This is a genomic window from Pseudoalteromonas sp. BMB (genome assembly GCF_001709235.1).
GTDB lineage: Bacteria > Pseudomonadota > Gammaproteobacteria > Enterobacterales > Alteromonadaceae > Pseudoalteromonas > Pseudoalteromonas maricaloris.
Genome location: NZ_MBQA01000193.1, coordinates 1 through 15,097 on the forward strand (window position 1 = coordinate 1; position 15,097 = coordinate 15,097).

The 15,097-nt window shown below is 42.7% G+C and carries 18 protein-coding genes and 1 pseudogene; 8 read left to right on the forward strand and 11 right to left on the reverse strand.

Features of this window, described 5'->3' with window-relative positions; all coding sequences use genetic code 11:
• From BB427_RS24755 to BB427_RS17905, 3 genes and pseudogenes are all read left to right on the forward strand, one after another.
• Positions 1-82: pseudogene (locus BB427_RS24755) on the forward strand (GNAT family N-acetyltransferase); the annotation flags it as partial.
• Between the two features lie 26 nt (positions 83-108).
• Positions 109-309, forward strand: a complete 201-nt coding sequence (locus tag BB427_RS17900) for a YbaK/EbsC family protein (RefSeq protein ID WP_254663668.1) — start codon at positions 109-111, stop codon at positions 307-309.
• A 331-nt stretch (positions 310-640) separates the two neighbouring features.
• A complete protein-coding gene (locus BB427_RS17905; protein WP_010605063.1) occupies positions 641-1,405 on the forward strand; it encodes a class II glutamine amidotransferase in 765 nt (254 codons plus the stop codon).
• A 64-nt stretch (positions 1,406-1,469) separates the two neighbouring features.
• Here the strand turns inward: BB427_RS17905 and BB427_RS17910 are convergent, their stop codons facing one another.
• From BB427_RS17910 to purM, 3 genes are read right to left on the reverse strand one after another with little or no spacing between them, the layout of a single operon-like run.
• Positions 1,470-2,165 carry a DUF3108 domain-containing protein gene (locus tag BB427_RS17910; protein ID WP_019647394.1) on the reverse strand — a complete coding sequence of 232 codons (696 nt, stop codon included), beginning with the start codon at positions 2,163-2,165 and terminating at the stop codon, positions 1,470-1,472.
• A gap of 13 nt (positions 2,166-2,178) precedes the next feature.
• A complete protein-coding gene (purN, locus tag BB427_RS17915; protein WP_010605061.1) occupies positions 2,179-2,829 on the reverse strand; it encodes a phosphoribosylglycinamide formyltransferase in 651 nt (216 codons plus the stop codon).
• The gene (gene purM / locus BB427_RS17920) at positions 2,829-3,881 is read right to left on the reverse strand and encodes a phosphoribosylformylglycinamidine cyclo-ligase (protein ID WP_045989349.1); all 1,053 of its coding nucleotides are present in this window, start codon (positions 3,879-3,881) and stop codon (positions 2,829-2,831) included. The genes purN and purM overlap by 1 nt, the downstream gene beginning before the upstream one ends.
• 386 nt (positions 3,882-4,267) lie before the next feature.
• On the opposite strand from purM, the gene BB427_RS17925 reads away from it, so the two are divergent.
• Positions 4,268-4,510 carry a YdcH family protein gene (locus BB427_RS17925; RefSeq protein ID WP_039497408.1) on the forward strand — a complete coding sequence of 81 codons (243 nt, stop codon included), beginning with the start codon at positions 4,268-4,270 and terminating at the stop codon, positions 4,508-4,510.
• Positions 4,511-4,762: 252 nt separating this feature from the next.
• A complete protein-coding gene (locus BB427_RS17930; RefSeq protein WP_239359244.1) occupies positions 4,763-6,265 on the forward strand; it encodes a putative bifunctional diguanylate cyclase/phosphodiesterase in 1,503 nt (500 codons plus the stop codon).
• A gap of 61 nt (positions 6,266-6,326) precedes the next feature.
• On the opposite strand, the gene BB427_RS17935 is transcribed toward BB427_RS17930, so the two are convergent.
• Positions 6,327-7,298 (reverse strand): LysR substrate-binding domain-containing protein, encoded by a 972-nt coding sequence (locus tag BB427_RS17935; RefSeq protein WP_069022321.1) that lies wholly within the window; start codon positions 7,296-7,298, stop codon positions 6,327-6,329.
• 155 nt (positions 7,299-7,453) lie between these two features.
• Between BB427_RS17935 and BB427_RS17940 the strand changes: the two genes are divergently transcribed.
• Positions 7,454-8,434, forward strand: a complete 981-nt coding sequence (locus tag BB427_RS17940; protein ID WP_245008161.1) for a zinc-binding dehydrogenase — start codon at positions 7,454-7,456, stop codon at positions 8,432-8,434.
• A gap of 322 nt (positions 8,435-8,756) precedes the next feature.
• The gene (locus BB427_RS17945; RefSeq protein ID WP_039497416.1) at positions 8,757-9,344 is read left to right on the forward strand and encodes an MlaC/ttg2D family ABC transporter substrate-binding protein; all 588 of its coding nucleotides are present in this window, start codon (positions 8,757-8,759) and stop codon (positions 9,342-9,344) included.
• A 78-nt stretch (positions 9,345-9,422) separates the two neighbouring features.
• On the opposite strand, the gene BB427_RS17950 is transcribed toward BB427_RS17945, so the two are convergent.
• Together BB427_RS17950 and BB427_RS17955 are read right to left on the reverse strand one after the other, a co-directional pair.
• Positions 9,423-10,403 (reverse strand): 2-hydroxyacid dehydrogenase, encoded by a 981-nt coding sequence (locus tag BB427_RS17950; RefSeq protein ID WP_045989346.1) that lies wholly within the window; start codon positions 10,401-10,403, stop codon positions 9,423-9,425.
• The gene (locus BB427_RS17955) at positions 10,369-10,884 is read right to left on the reverse strand and encodes a glutathione peroxidase (protein ID WP_010373899.1); all 516 of its coding nucleotides are present in this window, start codon (positions 10,882-10,884) and stop codon (positions 10,369-10,371) included. The genes BB427_RS17950 and BB427_RS17955 overlap by 35 nt, the downstream gene beginning before the upstream one ends.
• A gap of 128 nt (positions 10,885-11,012) precedes the next feature.
• Between BB427_RS17955 and BB427_RS17960 the strand changes: the two genes are divergently transcribed.
• The gene (locus BB427_RS17960) at positions 11,013-11,900 is read left to right on the forward strand and encodes an NAD(P)-dependent oxidoreductase (protein ID WP_069022325.1); all 888 of its coding nucleotides are present in this window, start codon (positions 11,013-11,015) and stop codon (positions 11,898-11,900) included.
• 42 nt (positions 11,901-11,942) lie between these two features.
• On the opposite strand, the gene BB427_RS17965 is transcribed toward BB427_RS17960, so the two are convergent.
• The 5 genes from BB427_RS17965 to BB427_RS17985 are packed head-to-tail and all read right to left on the reverse strand — an operon-like array spanning position 11,943 to position 14,988.
• Positions 11,943-12,635 carry a M15 family metallopeptidase gene (locus BB427_RS17965; protein ID WP_069022327.1) on the reverse strand — a complete coding sequence of 231 codons (693 nt, stop codon included), beginning with the start codon at positions 12,633-12,635 and terminating at the stop codon, positions 11,943-11,945.
• A complete protein-coding gene (gene dapE, locus BB427_RS17970) occupies positions 12,628-13,755 on the reverse strand; it encodes a succinyl-diaminopimelate desuccinylase (protein WP_069022329.1) in 1,128 nt (375 codons plus the stop codon). Before dapE ends, BB427_RS17965 begins: the two co-directional genes overlap by 8 nt.
• Positions 13,755-14,102: an ArsC family reductase gene (locus tag BB427_RS17975; RefSeq protein ID WP_039497426.1), complete on the reverse strand. Its 348-nt coding sequence runs from the start codon at positions 14,100-14,102 to the stop codon at positions 13,755-13,757. Before BB427_RS17975 ends, dapE begins: the two co-directional genes overlap by 1 nt.
• A complete protein-coding gene (locus BB427_RS17980; protein WP_069022331.1) occupies positions 14,099-14,611 on the reverse strand; it encodes a PTS glucose transporter subunit IIA in 513 nt (170 codons plus the stop codon). Before BB427_RS17980 ends, BB427_RS17975 begins: the two co-directional genes overlap by 4 nt.
• Positions 14,608-14,988 carry an ACT domain-containing protein gene (locus BB427_RS17985; RefSeq protein WP_010605048.1) on the reverse strand — a complete coding sequence of 127 codons (381 nt, stop codon included), beginning with the start codon at positions 14,986-14,988 and terminating at the stop codon, positions 14,608-14,610. The genes BB427_RS17980 and BB427_RS17985 overlap by 4 nt, the downstream gene beginning before the upstream one ends.
• Positions 14,989-15,097: the final 109 nt, after the last annotated feature.

Genomic DNA, 15,097 nt, shown 5'->3' on the forward strand with positions numbered 1-15,097 from the left:
AGGCGGCAAGTCGAGCGTCGCTACCAACACCCACTCAGAAGAACAAAAATCAAACAGCAAAGGTCTACAGGCCCTGATGTAAAGCTCGAAAAAGCGAACGCAAACTTTGTGCGGGAAAAAACCGGGTTTGCCATTGGCGGTGTTCCTCCTGTGGCGCACACTGACTCTGTATTGACGATAATTGATAAAGATTTAAAGCAACACGATCGTATTTGGGCTGCTGCAGGCACGCCCAATTCGGTCTTTGAGTTAAAAGCGCATGATCTAGATATGCTTACGGGTGGCACTTGGTTAGATATTGCGAAGTAACCGTCAGTTCGTAATCGACCTTATGCCTATGTGATCCATCTATGAGTCAACTTGGGGTGGTCATTAAGGTTCTCAACCAATAAAGTGCTTTCTAGATGAGAACAGCCTGATAGTCATTCAAAATAGTCTTATTAATATCGCCCTCAAGGTAGTTGAATTTAAAAAAGTAAAGACACAGAGATACATGATAAACTTACCGCCAATAATTCAGTAGTATGACTATTAAGATAATCGAGCTACTAGTCAAAAGTGTGACCAAACGTGTGACCTTTTGATATTTGTGATTTGTATTTTAATCATAACTTTATGATATTTAGGGTTTAAGTGATTTATGTGTGAGCTTTTGGGGATGTCGGCGAACGTACCGACGGATATTTGTTTTAGCTTTTCTGGTTTGTTGGAGCGCGGTGGTAATACAGGTCCTCACAAAGATGGCTGGGGTATCACCTTTTACGAGGGAAAAGGATGTAGAACCTTTAAAGATCCTGAGCCGAGCTGTCAGTCTGAAATTGCTAAACTGGTCAAAGCATATCCGATTAAAAGCGTGTCTGTAATAAGTCATATTCGACAGGGAAATAGGGGGCGAACTTGTCTTGAAAATACCCACCCGTTCACTCGTGAATTATGGGGTCGGGAGATCACTTACGCTCACAATGGTCAGCTTTCGGACTATAAAGATTTAAAAACTGATTTCTATCGACCTGTTGGGAATACAGACAGTGAACTTGCCTTTTGTTGGATTTTGGACAAAGTAAGAGAAAAATACCCAAGCCGCCCGTCAAACATGGTCTCAGTTTTCAGGTATATCGCAAAGCTAGCGCACACATTGAGAGACAAAGGGGTATTCAACATGTTGATAACCGATGGCATTTATGTGTTGGCGTATTGCACCAATAACCTACATTGGATAACCCGTAGAGCCCCATTTGGTAAGGCTACCTTAATTGATGCGGATATGGTGGTGGATTTTCAAAAAGAAACCACACCAGATGATGTTGTTACTGTTATTGCAACTCGACCGCTGACCAACGATGAACAGTGGCAGAAACTTGAGCCCGGTGAGTTTGCTTTATTCAAATTAGGTGAGAAGGTGTAGTTCTGAGTTTTTGTAAGCAAAGGCGGCTTAGTTGAGCCGCCTTGATGAATTAACGATGTTGCTATCAACTCTCTGATTTGGGTTGGTAGGTTTTAAGCTCTATCTGAAATTGCTCCATACCATCTTTACCTTTGTACATTTTCACCAGCATATGATCATAACTTGGTGCAAACCAAGCAATGGCTTGACGATCGCTATCATCATAAACGCGTTTAACTTTAATGGTTTTGACGTTGCCAAAAGGCAGAGTTATCATTTCCTCGCCGGCCACCTCAAAATCATAGCTTCGCTGGTCGCCTTTTTTGTCTATGATTGGGTAGCTAAACTTGGTCTTTCCCGCCTTTAAATCTTCTCGCAGCTGTACTTGATAACTAATTAAATCTTGTTGATTCTCAAGCCATTTCACTTTCAGAGGATACTTTTCTTCACTGGAGGTGATTGCTTGGTTTTGGTGATCAAACTTAATTTTGTAGCTTTTATCTGGGCCAGTCCCTTCACGAGTCATACTGTAATGTAGTGGGCTGACGGTATGTTCAGCGACTTTAAACAATGATTCTTCAGTTCTTACGTCTGAAAAAATCATCCATTCGATATCGCTTTTGTAACGTACAGCGTATGTTGCATCCGCTATTTTTGTGAGGTCTCGCGTGGCACTACCATGAACCTTACCCTTGCGTGAAACTTGGTATTCGGCGTGATATTCAGTGAGTGAGTTTGCGAATGTTGAAGTGGAAAGTAGAGCGCTAATACCAATTAGCACAGCGCTCCATTTTTTATTTTTCTGGGTACGGCGCACCTTGAACTGGTAAGGTTTTGTTATCAAAAACAGCATAGTCTGCTTCCATTGTTAGTCTTTGTTCACTGAACCATTTGACCACCAAAGGATAAAGAATGTGTTCTTGCTTATGCACACGTTGCGCCAGTGACTCTGCCGTATCATCTGGAAGAACAGCGACCTTGGCCTGACAGACCACAGGACCACCATCTAACTCCTCTGTGACAAAGTGAACGCTAGCACCATGTTCTGCATCGTTTGCATCGATTGCTCTTTGGTGGGTGTTCAGCCCTTGATACTTAGGCAACAAAGAAGGATGAATGTTCAACATTTTTCCTCTAAATTTTTGCACCAAGTTTGGAGTTAGAATACGCATAAATCCAGCTAATACAACCAAATCTGGTGTAAAGCTATCAATTAGTTGACCAAGCGCAACGTCATATTCTTCACGAGAAGCATATTGCTTATGGTCTAAAACAGATGTTGCTATACCAGCCTCTTGCGCTCTGGTTAGGCCGTATGCGTCCGCTTTATTACTAATAACGGCAGCAATTTCACCTTGAATATAGCCAGCTTTGCAAGCATCAATGATTGCTTGCAAATTTGAACCACTACCAGAAATCAGAACAACAAGGCGAGTGGGTGCCATTACTCGGCACCACCTAAGATCTCAACTTGCTCTTCACCAGCCTGAGCGTCTTGAATTTCACCAATGTGCCAAGCGTTTTCGCCTTGTGCTTTCAGGATGTCAAGGCTTTGCTCAAGCTTGTCAGCAGGAACAACTAAGATCATGCCAACACCACAGTTGAATGTGCGGTACATCTCGTGAGTTGCAATGTTACCGTTCTCTTGTAACCAGTTGAAGATTGCAGGCCATTGCCAGCTATCACCTTTGATCACTGCTTTTGCAGATTCAGGTAGCACGCGAGGGATGTTTTCCCAGAAGCCACCGCCAGTGATGTGAGAAAGTGCGTGAACATCAATTTCTTTTAATAACGCTAAGATTTGCTTCACGTAGATACGCGTTGGCTCTAGCAGGTGCTCGCCTAGAGTTTTGCCTTCGAACTCTGCGTTAGTATCTGCGCCAGATACTTCTAGTACTTTACGGATTAGAGAGTAGCCGTTTGAGTGCGGACCGCTTGAACCCAATGCAATCAGCTGATCGCCAGCCGCAACTTTAGTTCCATCAATGATTTTAGACTTCTCTACCACGCCAGTACAAAAGCCTGCCATATCGTAGTCATCGCCTTCGTACATGCCTGGCATTTCAGCCGTTTCACCACCGATAAGCGCACAACCAGATAGTTCACAGCCTTTACCAATACCAGATACTACGTCCGCCGCAACATCAACGTCTAACTTGCCTGTAGCATAGTAGTCCAAGAAAAATAGGGGTTCAGCGCCTTGGACAATAAGATCGTTAACACACATAGCAACTAGGTCAATACCTACTGTGTCGTGCTTTTTCAAATCGATAGCTAAGCGTAGCTTAGTACCAACACCGTCAGTGCCAGCAACCAAAACAGGCTCTTTATATCCAGTTGGAAGTTCGCATAGTGCACCAAAACCACCAATGCCACCCATTACTTCTGGGCGACGAGTTTTTTTCACTACGCCTTTAATTCTTTCGACCAATGCGTTGCCCGCATCGATGTCAACGCCAGCGTCTTTATAACTAAGAGACTGTTTTTGTTCGCTCACAGGTTTTCCTCAAAAGTTGCTAGATAGATTTGCTTAGAAACGCCGACATTTTACAACAATTGCATCTAGGCGGCTAGCGACTTTGCGAGAAACCCTAAGAATGTGGCCAAAGGTCCTCGATTTTGTATCTCGAACAGTATAAAGAAACGACAAAAACTTTGATTGTTTATAACTGAATGTGATTTGCGTTAGATCAATATTCAAGGAAGGTAGCAGCGTACTATGAATACAGACCCAATCAGACAGTAACTTCAAAAAATGTATTCGAAATCACTGTCACTAACGGCGCATTGATTGGGTCTACCCAAAACTCAAATGCATTTTCAGCCTTAACCTGAGGTTTGTACTCAAACTCAGATTACCTAGCTAATTATGGGAATAAAACGATGAATATTGAACGCCACAGCCTAGCTAAAGAACTCCCAGAATTTAAAGATAAAATTCACGACTTGAAACTGTCTGATGGACATTTCTCAAAGTTATTTAAAGATTACCATGAAGTGGACAATGAAGTTATTCGAATTGAAGATGGTGTAGAGCACTCAAGTGATGAGTATCTTGAATCACTGAAGAAAAAGAGGCTGTGGTTAAAAGATCAACTTTATCGAATTTTAAAAAGTGCAGACTAACTGTTAATCAAGGCCAACCAGCCTATGTGAGCGGGCTGTCAAGTCCGCTGCTATGTTCCCCGCCAATTGTTGAATAATTTAGCCTGTCCCGAGCAAGAGCAGATTTATAATCTATACTCTAACCATTGTATTCCATCCACGAAGACTCCTTTGATTGCACTTATATTAGTATTAGCTGGCAGCTTTATCATGGGATTAGCTTTTTCTCCGGCCTTTAAGATATGTCGATTAACCTCTTCGGTCGGATGGCGAGTGTTGTTAATTCTTATGGCTCTGTTTGAACTCGGATACTTGAGTTTTGCCTACTTCCTGTACGATCACAATAGCGCTAGTTTTATTGAGCAAGGCTTAAGTTTAATCCTGTTTCTTGGCTCCATTTTTGTTTTTGTAGTGAATTGTCTAAGTCTAACTAGCTTGCAAGAATTAAATGAAATTGCAACGCAGGCCAAATATAACGCTGAACATGATTTTTTAACGGATTTGGAGAATCGTCAGCGCTGCATTGATGCCATTAATGAACGTAAACATCAGCAGCTCGACTTTAGTGTTATCTTGGTTGATTTGAATAATTTCAAACAGATCAATGATGCAAAAGGGCACTTCTTTGGTGATAAATTACTGGTGGAACTTGCCCACAAAATGCGCGCAGCACTGCTTCCTCGTAGCAAGTTATATCGCATGGGTGGCGATGAATTTATCATCTTGATGGACGTGACAGACGTAAATTGTATTTACTCTCAAAATAATGCACTGCTGAGCGAATTAAAGTCAGGTATAGAAATTGAAGAGTTGCAGCTGGACGTGACGTATAGTGCAGGAGCAAGCTTATGGACTAAATCGCGCCAACTTGATGTGTTTGACCTTTTGAAGCAAGCCGATATTGCCATGTATTCGGCCAAACATAGCCGTCAGAGCATCGTCATCTTCGATGAAGAGCTCCATGAGGGAATTGAGGCTGAATTCCAACTGTTGGCTAACCTCAAAGTTGCGCTCGCTCGAGGTGAACTGACGCTCTATTATCAACCGATAGTGTGTTCTCAAAGCGGCGATATTCATGGAGTAGAAGCACTATTAAGGTGGCCTCAGTCCGACGGCACAATGATAATGCCAGATCAGTTTATTGAGTTAGCGGAACGTAATAATTTGATCAGGCAACTGAGTGCATTTGTGATTAACCGTGTATTCCAAGACCTCGCAATATTGATTGAAATAGATGACAAGTTGGTTGTGCATATCAATCTTTCCTGCCAAGATTTTGCTGAACAGAATCTAATTAATACCCTTGCCATGCTACTGGATACTCATCGAGTAGACCCAACTCATATAGTATTTGAGCTTACAGAAAGCACCGTAATGGAAGAAGTGGAAAAAGCGAGAAGCTTAATTGAAACACTAATAGACATGGGGTTTGCAGTAAGTATTGATGATTTTGGGACTGGTTTTTCTTCATTTTCTATTCTAAAAGAGTTACCAATTTCGCAGATCAAAATAGACGGCTCGTTTGTAAGGCTAAGTCATGAAAGTGAAAAAGATCAAGCCATAGTAGAAACCAGTATGTTTTTAGCGCGTAAATTGAATTGCAGTATTGTTGCCGAGGGTGTTGAAAGCGATGCCTGCTTGCAGTATTTATATAGCTTAGACTGTCCTTATATTCAGGGCTTTCAGATATGTGAACCACTCTCGCTAAGCGAATGCGTAAAGTGGATTAATTCCCAGAACATGGTGAGAGGGGCGATGAAAAGGTTAGACGGTTGAGGTCAATACCCTCCCTCTGCAAAAAGCTTGATACCCAGATATACGAATAAATTGCAGTCGACTAGAAAGTTAACATGGGTTTAGGTGGGATAAAGCCGTACATTTGTTCAAACCCTGGGATTTCAGTTTCCCATATTGGGGTCTCTTCACCAATATATGCCCGCAATGCATCTAAAAAGAGTCTTGTTCTAACAGGCAAGTCGCGGTGGGGGTAGAGCGCATACATCGCTGCAAAATCGACCAGTTTTGTATTAGTTAAAATCGGTTGTAATTTGCCTTCAGTAATTTCTTTGCCGACTAAAAAGGCTGGTGCAACAATATAACAAGTACCGGATAGGACACTTTCCATCAATGTATCTCCGTCGTTGGTTCTGAAGATACTCTTCACAGGCATTTGTTGCTCGATACCTTGCTCGTCTTGATAGGTGATACTGGTAAACCTTAATGCATCACTGGCGTAGGTTGCTGCAGGTAATTCGCTGAGCTCCTCAAGCGAGTTTGGCGTGCCATGAGTTTTTAAGAATGTTGGGCTTGCTAATATGAGCAATCGGTTGCGTGCAATTCTGCGGGCGATAAGCGATGAATCTTTAGGCTCGCCGACACGAAAAGCTAAATCAAAACCTTCACCCACTAAGTCCACGAGCCTGTCTTCTAGCCTAAGCTCAACTTCAACATGAGGAAAACGTTTTTGAAAGTCATTGATAACAGGCTGTACATAGCGTCGACCTACCACAGTAGAGCTGGCAATTTTAAGCAAACCTTTAGGCTCGGTGTGATAATTCTGTGCGATGCGCTGAGTATCGTTTAGTAGCAGCCTTAGCTCTTCTGCTTTTTTTACCATCTCGGAACCTGCAGAGGTGAGCGAGAAGGAACGAGTTGTACGATTCATTAATCTTACACCGAGTTCTTCTTCCAGCTTGGTCATCTGCTTAGAAATGACAGAGCGATCGATATTTCTCAGTTGTGCGGCACTGGCAAAGGAACCACGTTCCACAACGTCTAAAAAGATTAATAATCTGCTGCTAATATCCATAATGCGAGAAAGTTCACTAAGACTGATGCCATTGTGACACTAAACAATTGGAATTGCGAGGGGCATATTTACACTAATAAAGTTGTGGCAAAATGCTAACAATGGTTTAATGAATTTAGTCTCACTACTTTATTTATAACATAACGCAAAGGCATATGATGAAAGCAGTCCGATTCAATCACACAAATGGACTTACCTTCGAGCAGGGAGAAATTAACTTACCTGAGGCAACCGATGATCAAGTCTTGGTCAAAGTTGAATACGTTGGTTTAAGCTTTATCGATACCAAAGTGGCCAATTGTCCCTGTGAAGAAACACCGAATAGAGTGTTTGGTGTGGACGCTGTGGGTGTTGTGGAAAAAGCATGTAAAACGGGATTTCCAGAGCCTGGTACACGGGTTTTTTGGCATGGTGACATTCGAGAGCAAGGCACGATGAGTGAATTTGCCTTGGTGCCAAGTCACGCACTTACTGTACTGCCAGCAAATGTTGATGGTAAGCTCGCCTCAGCGGCAATCGCACCCGCTATGTGTGCATTGATTGCGCTATTTAAGCTTCAACTGAATGCAGGTGATACGATTTTAATCGAATCTGCTCATCACCCAGTTGGTCAAATGGCAATACAATTTGCCAAACAGGTGGGGCTTGGGGTGGCTACATGTTCCGAGTCCAAATATAAAAAGCTGCTTGAAAAGCTAGGTGCAGATCTCGTGTATACCCAGTCTGACTTTGCCGGCCTAGCCGATGCCCTGCAGCTTCATTTTGGTGCAGCAGAGGTGCAAGGCGCACTAGATTTAACAGGTACACATACCCAACAATTGATTTCGCATTTGATATTTTGTGGTCGAGTAAGTTGCTTAGCGGGATTACCTGCTATTGAGCAACACGTCTTAATGAAGAAAGCGCCAAACATAGGCATCGTTTCTTTGTGTGGTAGTTGGCTTTCTAATAGTGTTTGTGCGCAGCAGAGAATGGCATTTATTGGCAATACTCTGGCTGAAAAGCTTGAAAAAAATGAAATTACTTTGCAGCAACTTGAATCAATTTCACCGCAGCATGATGCGATAATTGAAACGCTGAAAAAGCTAGAAAGCAACGATAACATCACGTTTTTTGCGGCAGATATGAATCTGTAGTCCCCACTCGCAACAATAATTTATCCCCTTTACGCAACAATACTGAGCTTGGCTACATTCGCTAGGCTCAGCGTCCAAATAAATTGATACAATTTCTGACATTTTTCATCGTTTGAACACCGTATACTTCCCTGTAGGCCTCGCCATGAAGGGAATACGCCTTTCCTTTACGACTTCATAAAGAGTCATTGTCATCGTAAGGCGAAATTTTACAATGCGTTAATTGATGTCGGAGGGGCATCAATTTGGTGCGAATTGATATGTTTATTTGCACTCGTCAAATTGGATAGACTAGTGTCATCAGTTTAATAAGGATTAAACAATGAAAAAGTTACTTGTTATTTTCAGTTTTCTCATCTTCTCAGGTGTCGCGTTTGCGAATGACACACCTTATGAATTAATTAACCAAGTTGGCGATAAGCTATTTGCTGATATAAAAACGGTTAATCAAGATGGTAAGGCAACTGAAACTCAGATGAAGGGCATAGTACGTAGTCGCTTGATGCCACACATCGATGTGAAGTTTGTATCTTTTAAATTGCTTGGTAAACATATTAAAGGGTTAAAAAGAGACGAAGCCATCGAGTTTATTAGTGCGGTTGATAACTATCTTGTATCTACCTACGCTAATGCACTTTTACAGTACAAAGGCCAAGACGTATTGTTTGAAGAGTTACCGGTTTCTGATGGTGCTGATTTTGCGACGGTTAAGGTGGTAATAAGAGAGCAATCAAAACCAGATATAGATATGCATTTTAAGTTTCGTCAAAGCAAAGATGGAGACTGGAAAGTGTATGACATGGTTGCTGAAGGTATTTCTTTATTGAGTGCTAAGCAAAAAGAGATCACGATGAGAATTTCAGAAGTAGGCTTAGCTCAGGTTACGGCTGAATTGAAGAGTAAAGCATAAATCAAATTACTTCCCCCGACTTTGAAGTAACCAAAAGAGCACATCATGATTGATATGCTCTTTTTTTTGGTTCTGAAATCAGACGACTTGGTTCATTAGTGGTTTTTCCAGTCTTGCTGCGTCGAGGTTTTCACAGGTTATTGTTGCAATTTGTTTTAGTGCTTCTTTGGTAAAAAAACCTTGATGTCCTGTAACTAGTACGTTGGGGAAGCTAACTAAACGCGAGAAAACATCGTCTTGAATTATTTCTTCACTGTGGTTTTTAAAAAATAGCTCTGACTCTTGCTCATACACGTCTAAGCCAAGGTAACCGAGGCGTTTAGACTTGAGCGCGGCGATACAGGCTTTGCTATCTAACAGCGCGCCTCTACTGGTGTTAATAAGCATCACACCCGCTTTCATTTTGGCAAACGCAGCATCATCAATAATATGATGAGTATATTCATTAAGCGGACAGTGCAAGCTAATAATATCCGATTGTGCTAGTAAGATATCTAGAGAGACCAAAGTATAGGGGCCTTCTCCAATGTTTGGGTCATAAACCAGCACATTTGCACCAAAGCCGTTTAAGATACTGACTAAGGCTTGGCCAATTTTGCCACAGCCGATGATACCGACCGTTTTATTATAAATATTAAAACCAAGTAAGCCGTTGAGATCAAAATTATCTTCACGAACTCGATTGTAGGCCTTATGTGTCTTACGGCTGAGCGTTAGCATCAACGCGATACAATGCTCTGCAACTGCTTCTGGGCTGTAGGCTGGAACACGGACAACCTTTATGTCACGCTGTTTTGCCCGTTGAATATCAACGTTATTGAAACCTGCGCAGCGTAGGGCGATGGTTTTAACGCCATAGTCAGCCAGTTTATCAATCACTTGCGCATTTACAGTATCGTTTACAAATACACAAGCCGCGTCATAGTGCTGGCACAGCGAAACCGTTTTTTCATTGAGTGACTCACTAATAAAACTTATTTCAAGTTCAGAGTAGGAATTTACGGCTTGCTCAAAAAACGGCACTTCATAGTTTTGCGAACTGAATAGGGCGATTCTCATGATTAATGTGGCTCTCTATCACTGACTTAAGCGTTTCTGGTTTTGTTCTTGGGGCATACCGAGATACTAGCATGCCTTCAGAGTTTATTAGAAACTTGGTAAAATTCCATTTAATTGCGCGGTTTTGCGCGATACCACGGGTATGAGATTTTAAATAGCTAAATAATGGGTGTGCATCAGGTCCGTTGACTTGTGTTTTAGTACAGATCTTAAAGCTTAAATTGAAATGTGTATTGTAAAACTCTTTAAGCATTTCATCTTCAAGTGGCTCATTGCGACCGAACTGGTTACAAGGAAAGGCCAATACCTCAAATCCAAAAGGTTTGTATTTGCTGTATAGCTTTTCAAGTGCAGACAGTTGCGGAGCAAAGCTACACTTGCTCGCAATGTTAACGATCAATAGCGGTCTTCCCGCTAAAGACTGTAATGGCAAAACTTGGCCATCAATAAGTTGTGCACTAAAACGATAAATATTCTCCATCCTTTCAGGCTCCGTGTGATTTATTCATGTTATTCGGTATCAAAGCGGTTTTTTCATTTGCTATGACAGAGGTGCTCGGGTATAAAAACTCCATTCTTATTAAGATAACAACGAAATAGGACAGAAATATGTCAGTGAAAGTCGCATTTATAGGATTAGGCGTCATGGGGTATCCAATGGCTGGGCATTTGCAAAAAGCGGGTTACCAAGTCACGGTATACAACCGTACCACCAGCAAAGCCGAAAAATGGGCCGCTGAGTATGCTGGCAACTTTGCAGTTACACCTAAAGACGCAGCGACTGACTGTGATTTTGTATTTATGTGTGTTGGCAATGATGACGATTTACGCTCAGTCGTATATGGCGAAAGTGGTGTATTAGCGGGAGTAAAGCCGGGAGCTGTGATAGTTGACCATACTACAACATCTGCAAAAGTTGCCCGTGAAATAGCGCAAGAAGCCAAGAAATTACAAGTTGAATTCTTAGATGCCCCAGTATCAGGAGGTCAGGCTGGTGCAGAAAATGGCGTGTTGACGGTGATGGTTGGAGGAGACGAAAGTACGTTTGCAAAAGCGCAGCCAATCATGGCCGCGTTTGCTCGTTTTAGCCAAATAATTGGAGAAGTGGGTGCAGGGCAGCTGTGTAAAATGGTCAATCAGATTTGTATCGCGGGTGTGGTGCAGGGACTCGCAGAAGGCTTACACTTTGCTAAAAAGGCGGGTCTTGATGGTGAAAAGGTAATTGAAACGATTGCTAAGGGTGCAGCTGGTTCTTGGCAAATGGAGAATCGTTATAAAACCATGTTAGCGGGCGAATATGACTTTGGTTTTGCAGTCGATTGGATGAGAAAAGATTTAGGCATTGCTCTAGACGAGTCAAGAAGTAACGGCGCAAATTTGGCGCTTACAGCTTTAGTGGACCAATATTATGCAGATGTTCAAGCGCTTGGCGGCAACCGTTTTGATACCTCAAGTCTACTGGCAAGACTTGATGCTATCCACGACAAAAACAAATAACCTTTCGTTTCTAGTCTAAGTAACTTAAGCTCGGATCAGTCGTTATGGCTGCGCTACATTGGTGATAAATTGCTGATGTAGTGCGCTGAGATTCGTCAGTATTGCGTCTTTACCTTTGATATCGCTGCGTTTCAGCACGGTATCAATTGCATCAACGGACTGCAGCGTGGCAAGCTTTGATGCCGTTAGCTGGTGGCTAATATGCCAAGGCTCCGCAGCAACTCCCCCTCGATAGCAATCATAAGGCCGGTAGAAACCAAAAGTTGCTAAATGCGCATCAAGCCACAGCGAAAATTCGTGCTGATGCCCATTTTGCTGGTATTCCCATGGTTCTAGTTGAAGTGATTGTCCTGTCGGTACGAGGTTTTTGGCGAACACATCCAGATCAGTGCCCAAATGGTGGCGACTAGCACCAGGTAGGGCGGAGAACAGCATAATTGCTTTTACTTTGTCGATGTCTGAGAGATTGCTCAGTTCTACCTCTTGGTTAGAGATATCAAAAACAGGACGGCGCATTGCAAACTTGCTATTCCAAATCGCTTTTTGCCTTTCAAATCCTCGATATGCGGATGCCATGTAAAACTCAAAACCGGCCTTTTTTGCAGCTTGTGAGAGGGCGTTGAGATCAGAAACGATTGCGCTATGCACATGACGACCATGGTAAAAAACCAGATGTGATTCATTAACGCCACAAGCGCTGCATTCAGCGCTTGTAAGCATATAGCGGCTAGGCAAGTAGCTTCTCCAAGATCTTTTCATAGACTAAGGCTAATTGATCTAAGTCTTTGCAACTCACGCATTCATCGACTTGATGGATTGTGGCATTAATTGGGCCAAGCTCAATTACTTTACATCCCGTTTGGGCAATAAATCGTCCATCTGATGTGCCACCTGAAGTTTCCGGTGTGGTTTGCCTTCCCGTCACTTCTTTGATGGCTGCAATCGTCACATCGAGCAATGGACCTGGCTCTGTTAAAAACGGTAAGCCATTCAGTATCCAATTCAGCTCATAATCAAGTTGATGCTTGTCTAAAATTGCAATAACACGTTGTTTGAGCTCATCGGCTGTAACTTCGGTGCTAAAGCGAAAGTTAAACTGTACTTGCAAAGAGCCCGGTATCACATTGCCAGCCCCAGTTCCGCCATTAATATTGGAAACTTGGAAGCTTGTTGCGGGGAAAAATGCATTCCCTTGATCCCACTCGGCCTGACTGAGTTCAGCAATCGCCGCTGCAGACAAGTGAATGGGGTTTTTAGCGAGGTGAGGGTAGGCTACGTGACCTTGTTTTCCAATCACTTTTAGGTGTCCGGTGAGTGAACCGCGACGACCATTTTTTACGACGTCGCCAAGCTCATGGCGTGATGAAGGTTCACCGACTAAGCACATATCAATTTTTTCGTTTCGGGCTTCTAATAAATCTACAACTCGAGTTGTGCCGTTCACGAAAGGACCTTCCTCATCAGAGGTTATCAAAAAAGACAATGATCCTTTGTGGTTGGGGTGTTTTTCGATAAACCTTTCCGTTGCCACGACCATAGCTGCAAGTGAGCCTTTCATGTCAGCAGCTCCGCGGCCATGTAACATGTCATTTTCGATCACTGCAGCAAATGGCGGGTGCTGCCATTGACTCTCGTCACCAACCGGTACTACATCTGTGTGTCCAGCAAAGCAAAAATGTGGTCCGCTGTCGCCTTTTCGTGCCCACGTGTTGAGCGTATCAACAAAGAAGTGTTCTTCGATGGTAAAGCCAAGCTTTGCCAAACGTTCATTCATTAATTGTTGGCAACCAGCATCATCAGGTGTAACAGAAGCCCTTTGGATCAGAGCTTGAGCGAGCTTAACTACTTCGCTCATTAGGCAAAAATCTCATCATACTGTGCAGCTTTAAAACCCAAGTGATATTGACCTTGGTACTGCAAAATAGGGCGTTTTATCATGGCTGGTGCCGCCAAAAGGTGTTGTTTCGCTGACTGCGCATCGAGATTTTGTTTTTGTTCTTCGCTAAGCGCTCGGTATGTGGTTCCGCGTTTGTTTAACACGTTTTCCCAGCCAAGTTGGTCAATAAAAGCAGTGAGTAGAGCTTCGTCTAATCCATCTTTGCGATAGTCGTGAAAAGTGAATTCGATATTGTTGTCTTGAAGATATTTTTTGGCTTTTTTAATGGTATCGCAGTTGCTGATCCCATACATGGTGATTGTCATAAAGCACACGCCCTTGCAATTGTGATTATCGGCTCTTTGGCCGCAGATACTTGTTTTAAAGGATAATAACACGCACCAAGCTTTTGTGCATTGAGTAGCACAATGGCGGCCATAGTTTTTGCTTCACTGAGTGGAATATCAAAAAAGCATAACGGCTCTCCAAGCTTTACCGTGGTTTTGCCAAAGCTGTTTGCTTTGAGATATTCGGGTTTGGCAAACTCATTGCCGATTTCTAAGCTCAGTAACATTTTTAAGCCGTTATTGGCGTGTAGAATGTATTCGCCGTTATTTTTTCTGATCTGGATTAGTTTTCCGTTACAAGGAGATAGCAACAAAGGCACACGCATTTGTACGCAAACGCCTATTCCTAACATACCAGACGCAATCGCCGCGTTTGGATGCGTACTTAGCGGTAAGACTTTGCCGGAAAAAGGACTTGGAATGTGCGCAATCGGGTTTGCGATTTGGGATATTGGCCGATATTGGATTGGTGGTGAGAGTTCAATCAAAGTAATAAATATCCATCTTTTTTGAGCGCTTGCATCGCTTGCTGGATTTGGCTTTCTTTTACCAGAATGTAATCGGTATCGTATGTTGATAAGGTAAAAATAGAGACGTTGGACTTTGCTAGCACACCAGAAATATTAGCCATAATCCCCGTCAGCGAAAACCCCAGCGGGCCAACGACTTCCAATGCTCTCCAATGACTTTCAGCCGCGAGGCTACTGACTGCGATATCTGACGCGCAAACGATAGAGAGTTCATCCTCAGTTTTGGCAATAAAAAAGATTTCACTGTTTAACACTGCTTGCGGAACAGCGTCATCGCAATCCAAGCTATGTATCGTAAATTCTTGTTTGAGCAATTGCAGCGTTTGCTTTGACATTACCAACCCTTGTTTTTGGAAAAATACCAATTGGTATAATTCATAGTATAGCGAAGTCAATTTAAAGACCAGAGCGTTCGCTCGAATTCTAGGCAAAAGAAAGGATTAG

Bases quoted from the DNA above. Each gene is read 5' to 3' on its own strand.
- purN (WP_010605061.1), bottom strand. From the start codon at position 2,829: ATGGCACCCACTCGCCTTGTTGTTCTGATTTCTGGTAGTGGTTCAAAT.
- BB427_RS17905 (WP_010605063.1), top strand. From the start codon at position 641: ATGTGTGAGCTTTTGGGGATGTCGGCGAACGTACCGACGGATATTTGT.
- BB427_RS17985 (WP_010605048.1), bottom strand. From the start codon at position 14,988: ATGTCAAAGCAAACGCTGCAATTGCTCAAACAAGAATTTACGATACAT.
- BB427_RS17935 (WP_069022321.1), bottom strand. From the start codon at position 7,298: ATGGATATTAGCAGCAGATTATTAATCTTTTTAGACGTTGTGGAACGT.
- BB427_RS17960 (WP_069022325.1), top strand. From the start codon at position 11,013: ATGTCAGTGAAAGTCGCATTTATAGGATTAGGCGTCATGGGGTATCCA.
- BB427_RS17925 (WP_039497408.1), top strand. From the start codon at position 4,268: ATGAATATTGAACGCCACAGCCTAGCTAAAGAACTCCCAGAATTTAAA.
- BB427_RS17955 (WP_010373899.1), bottom strand. From the start codon at position 10,884: ATGGAGAATATTTATCGTTTTAGTGCACAACTTATTGATGGCCAAGTT.
- BB427_RS17975 (WP_039497426.1), bottom strand. From the start codon at position 14,102: ATGACAATCACCATGTATGGGATCAGCAACTGCGATACCATTAAAAAA.
- BB427_RS17950 (WP_045989346.1), bottom strand. From the start codon at position 10,403: ATGAGAATCGCCCTATTCAGTTCGCAAAACTATGAAGTGCCGTTTTTT.
- BB427_RS17945 (WP_039497416.1), top strand. From the start codon at position 8,757: ATGAAAAAGTTACTTGTTATTTTCAGTTTTCTCATCTTCTCAGGTGTC.
- BB427_RS17940 (WP_245008161.1), top strand. From the start codon at position 7,454: ATGATGAAAGCAGTCCGATTCAATCACACAAATGGACTTACCTTCGAG.
- dapE (WP_069022329.1), bottom strand. From the start codon at position 13,755: ATGAGCGAAGTAGTTAAGCTCGCTCAAGCTCTGATCCAAAGGGCTTCT.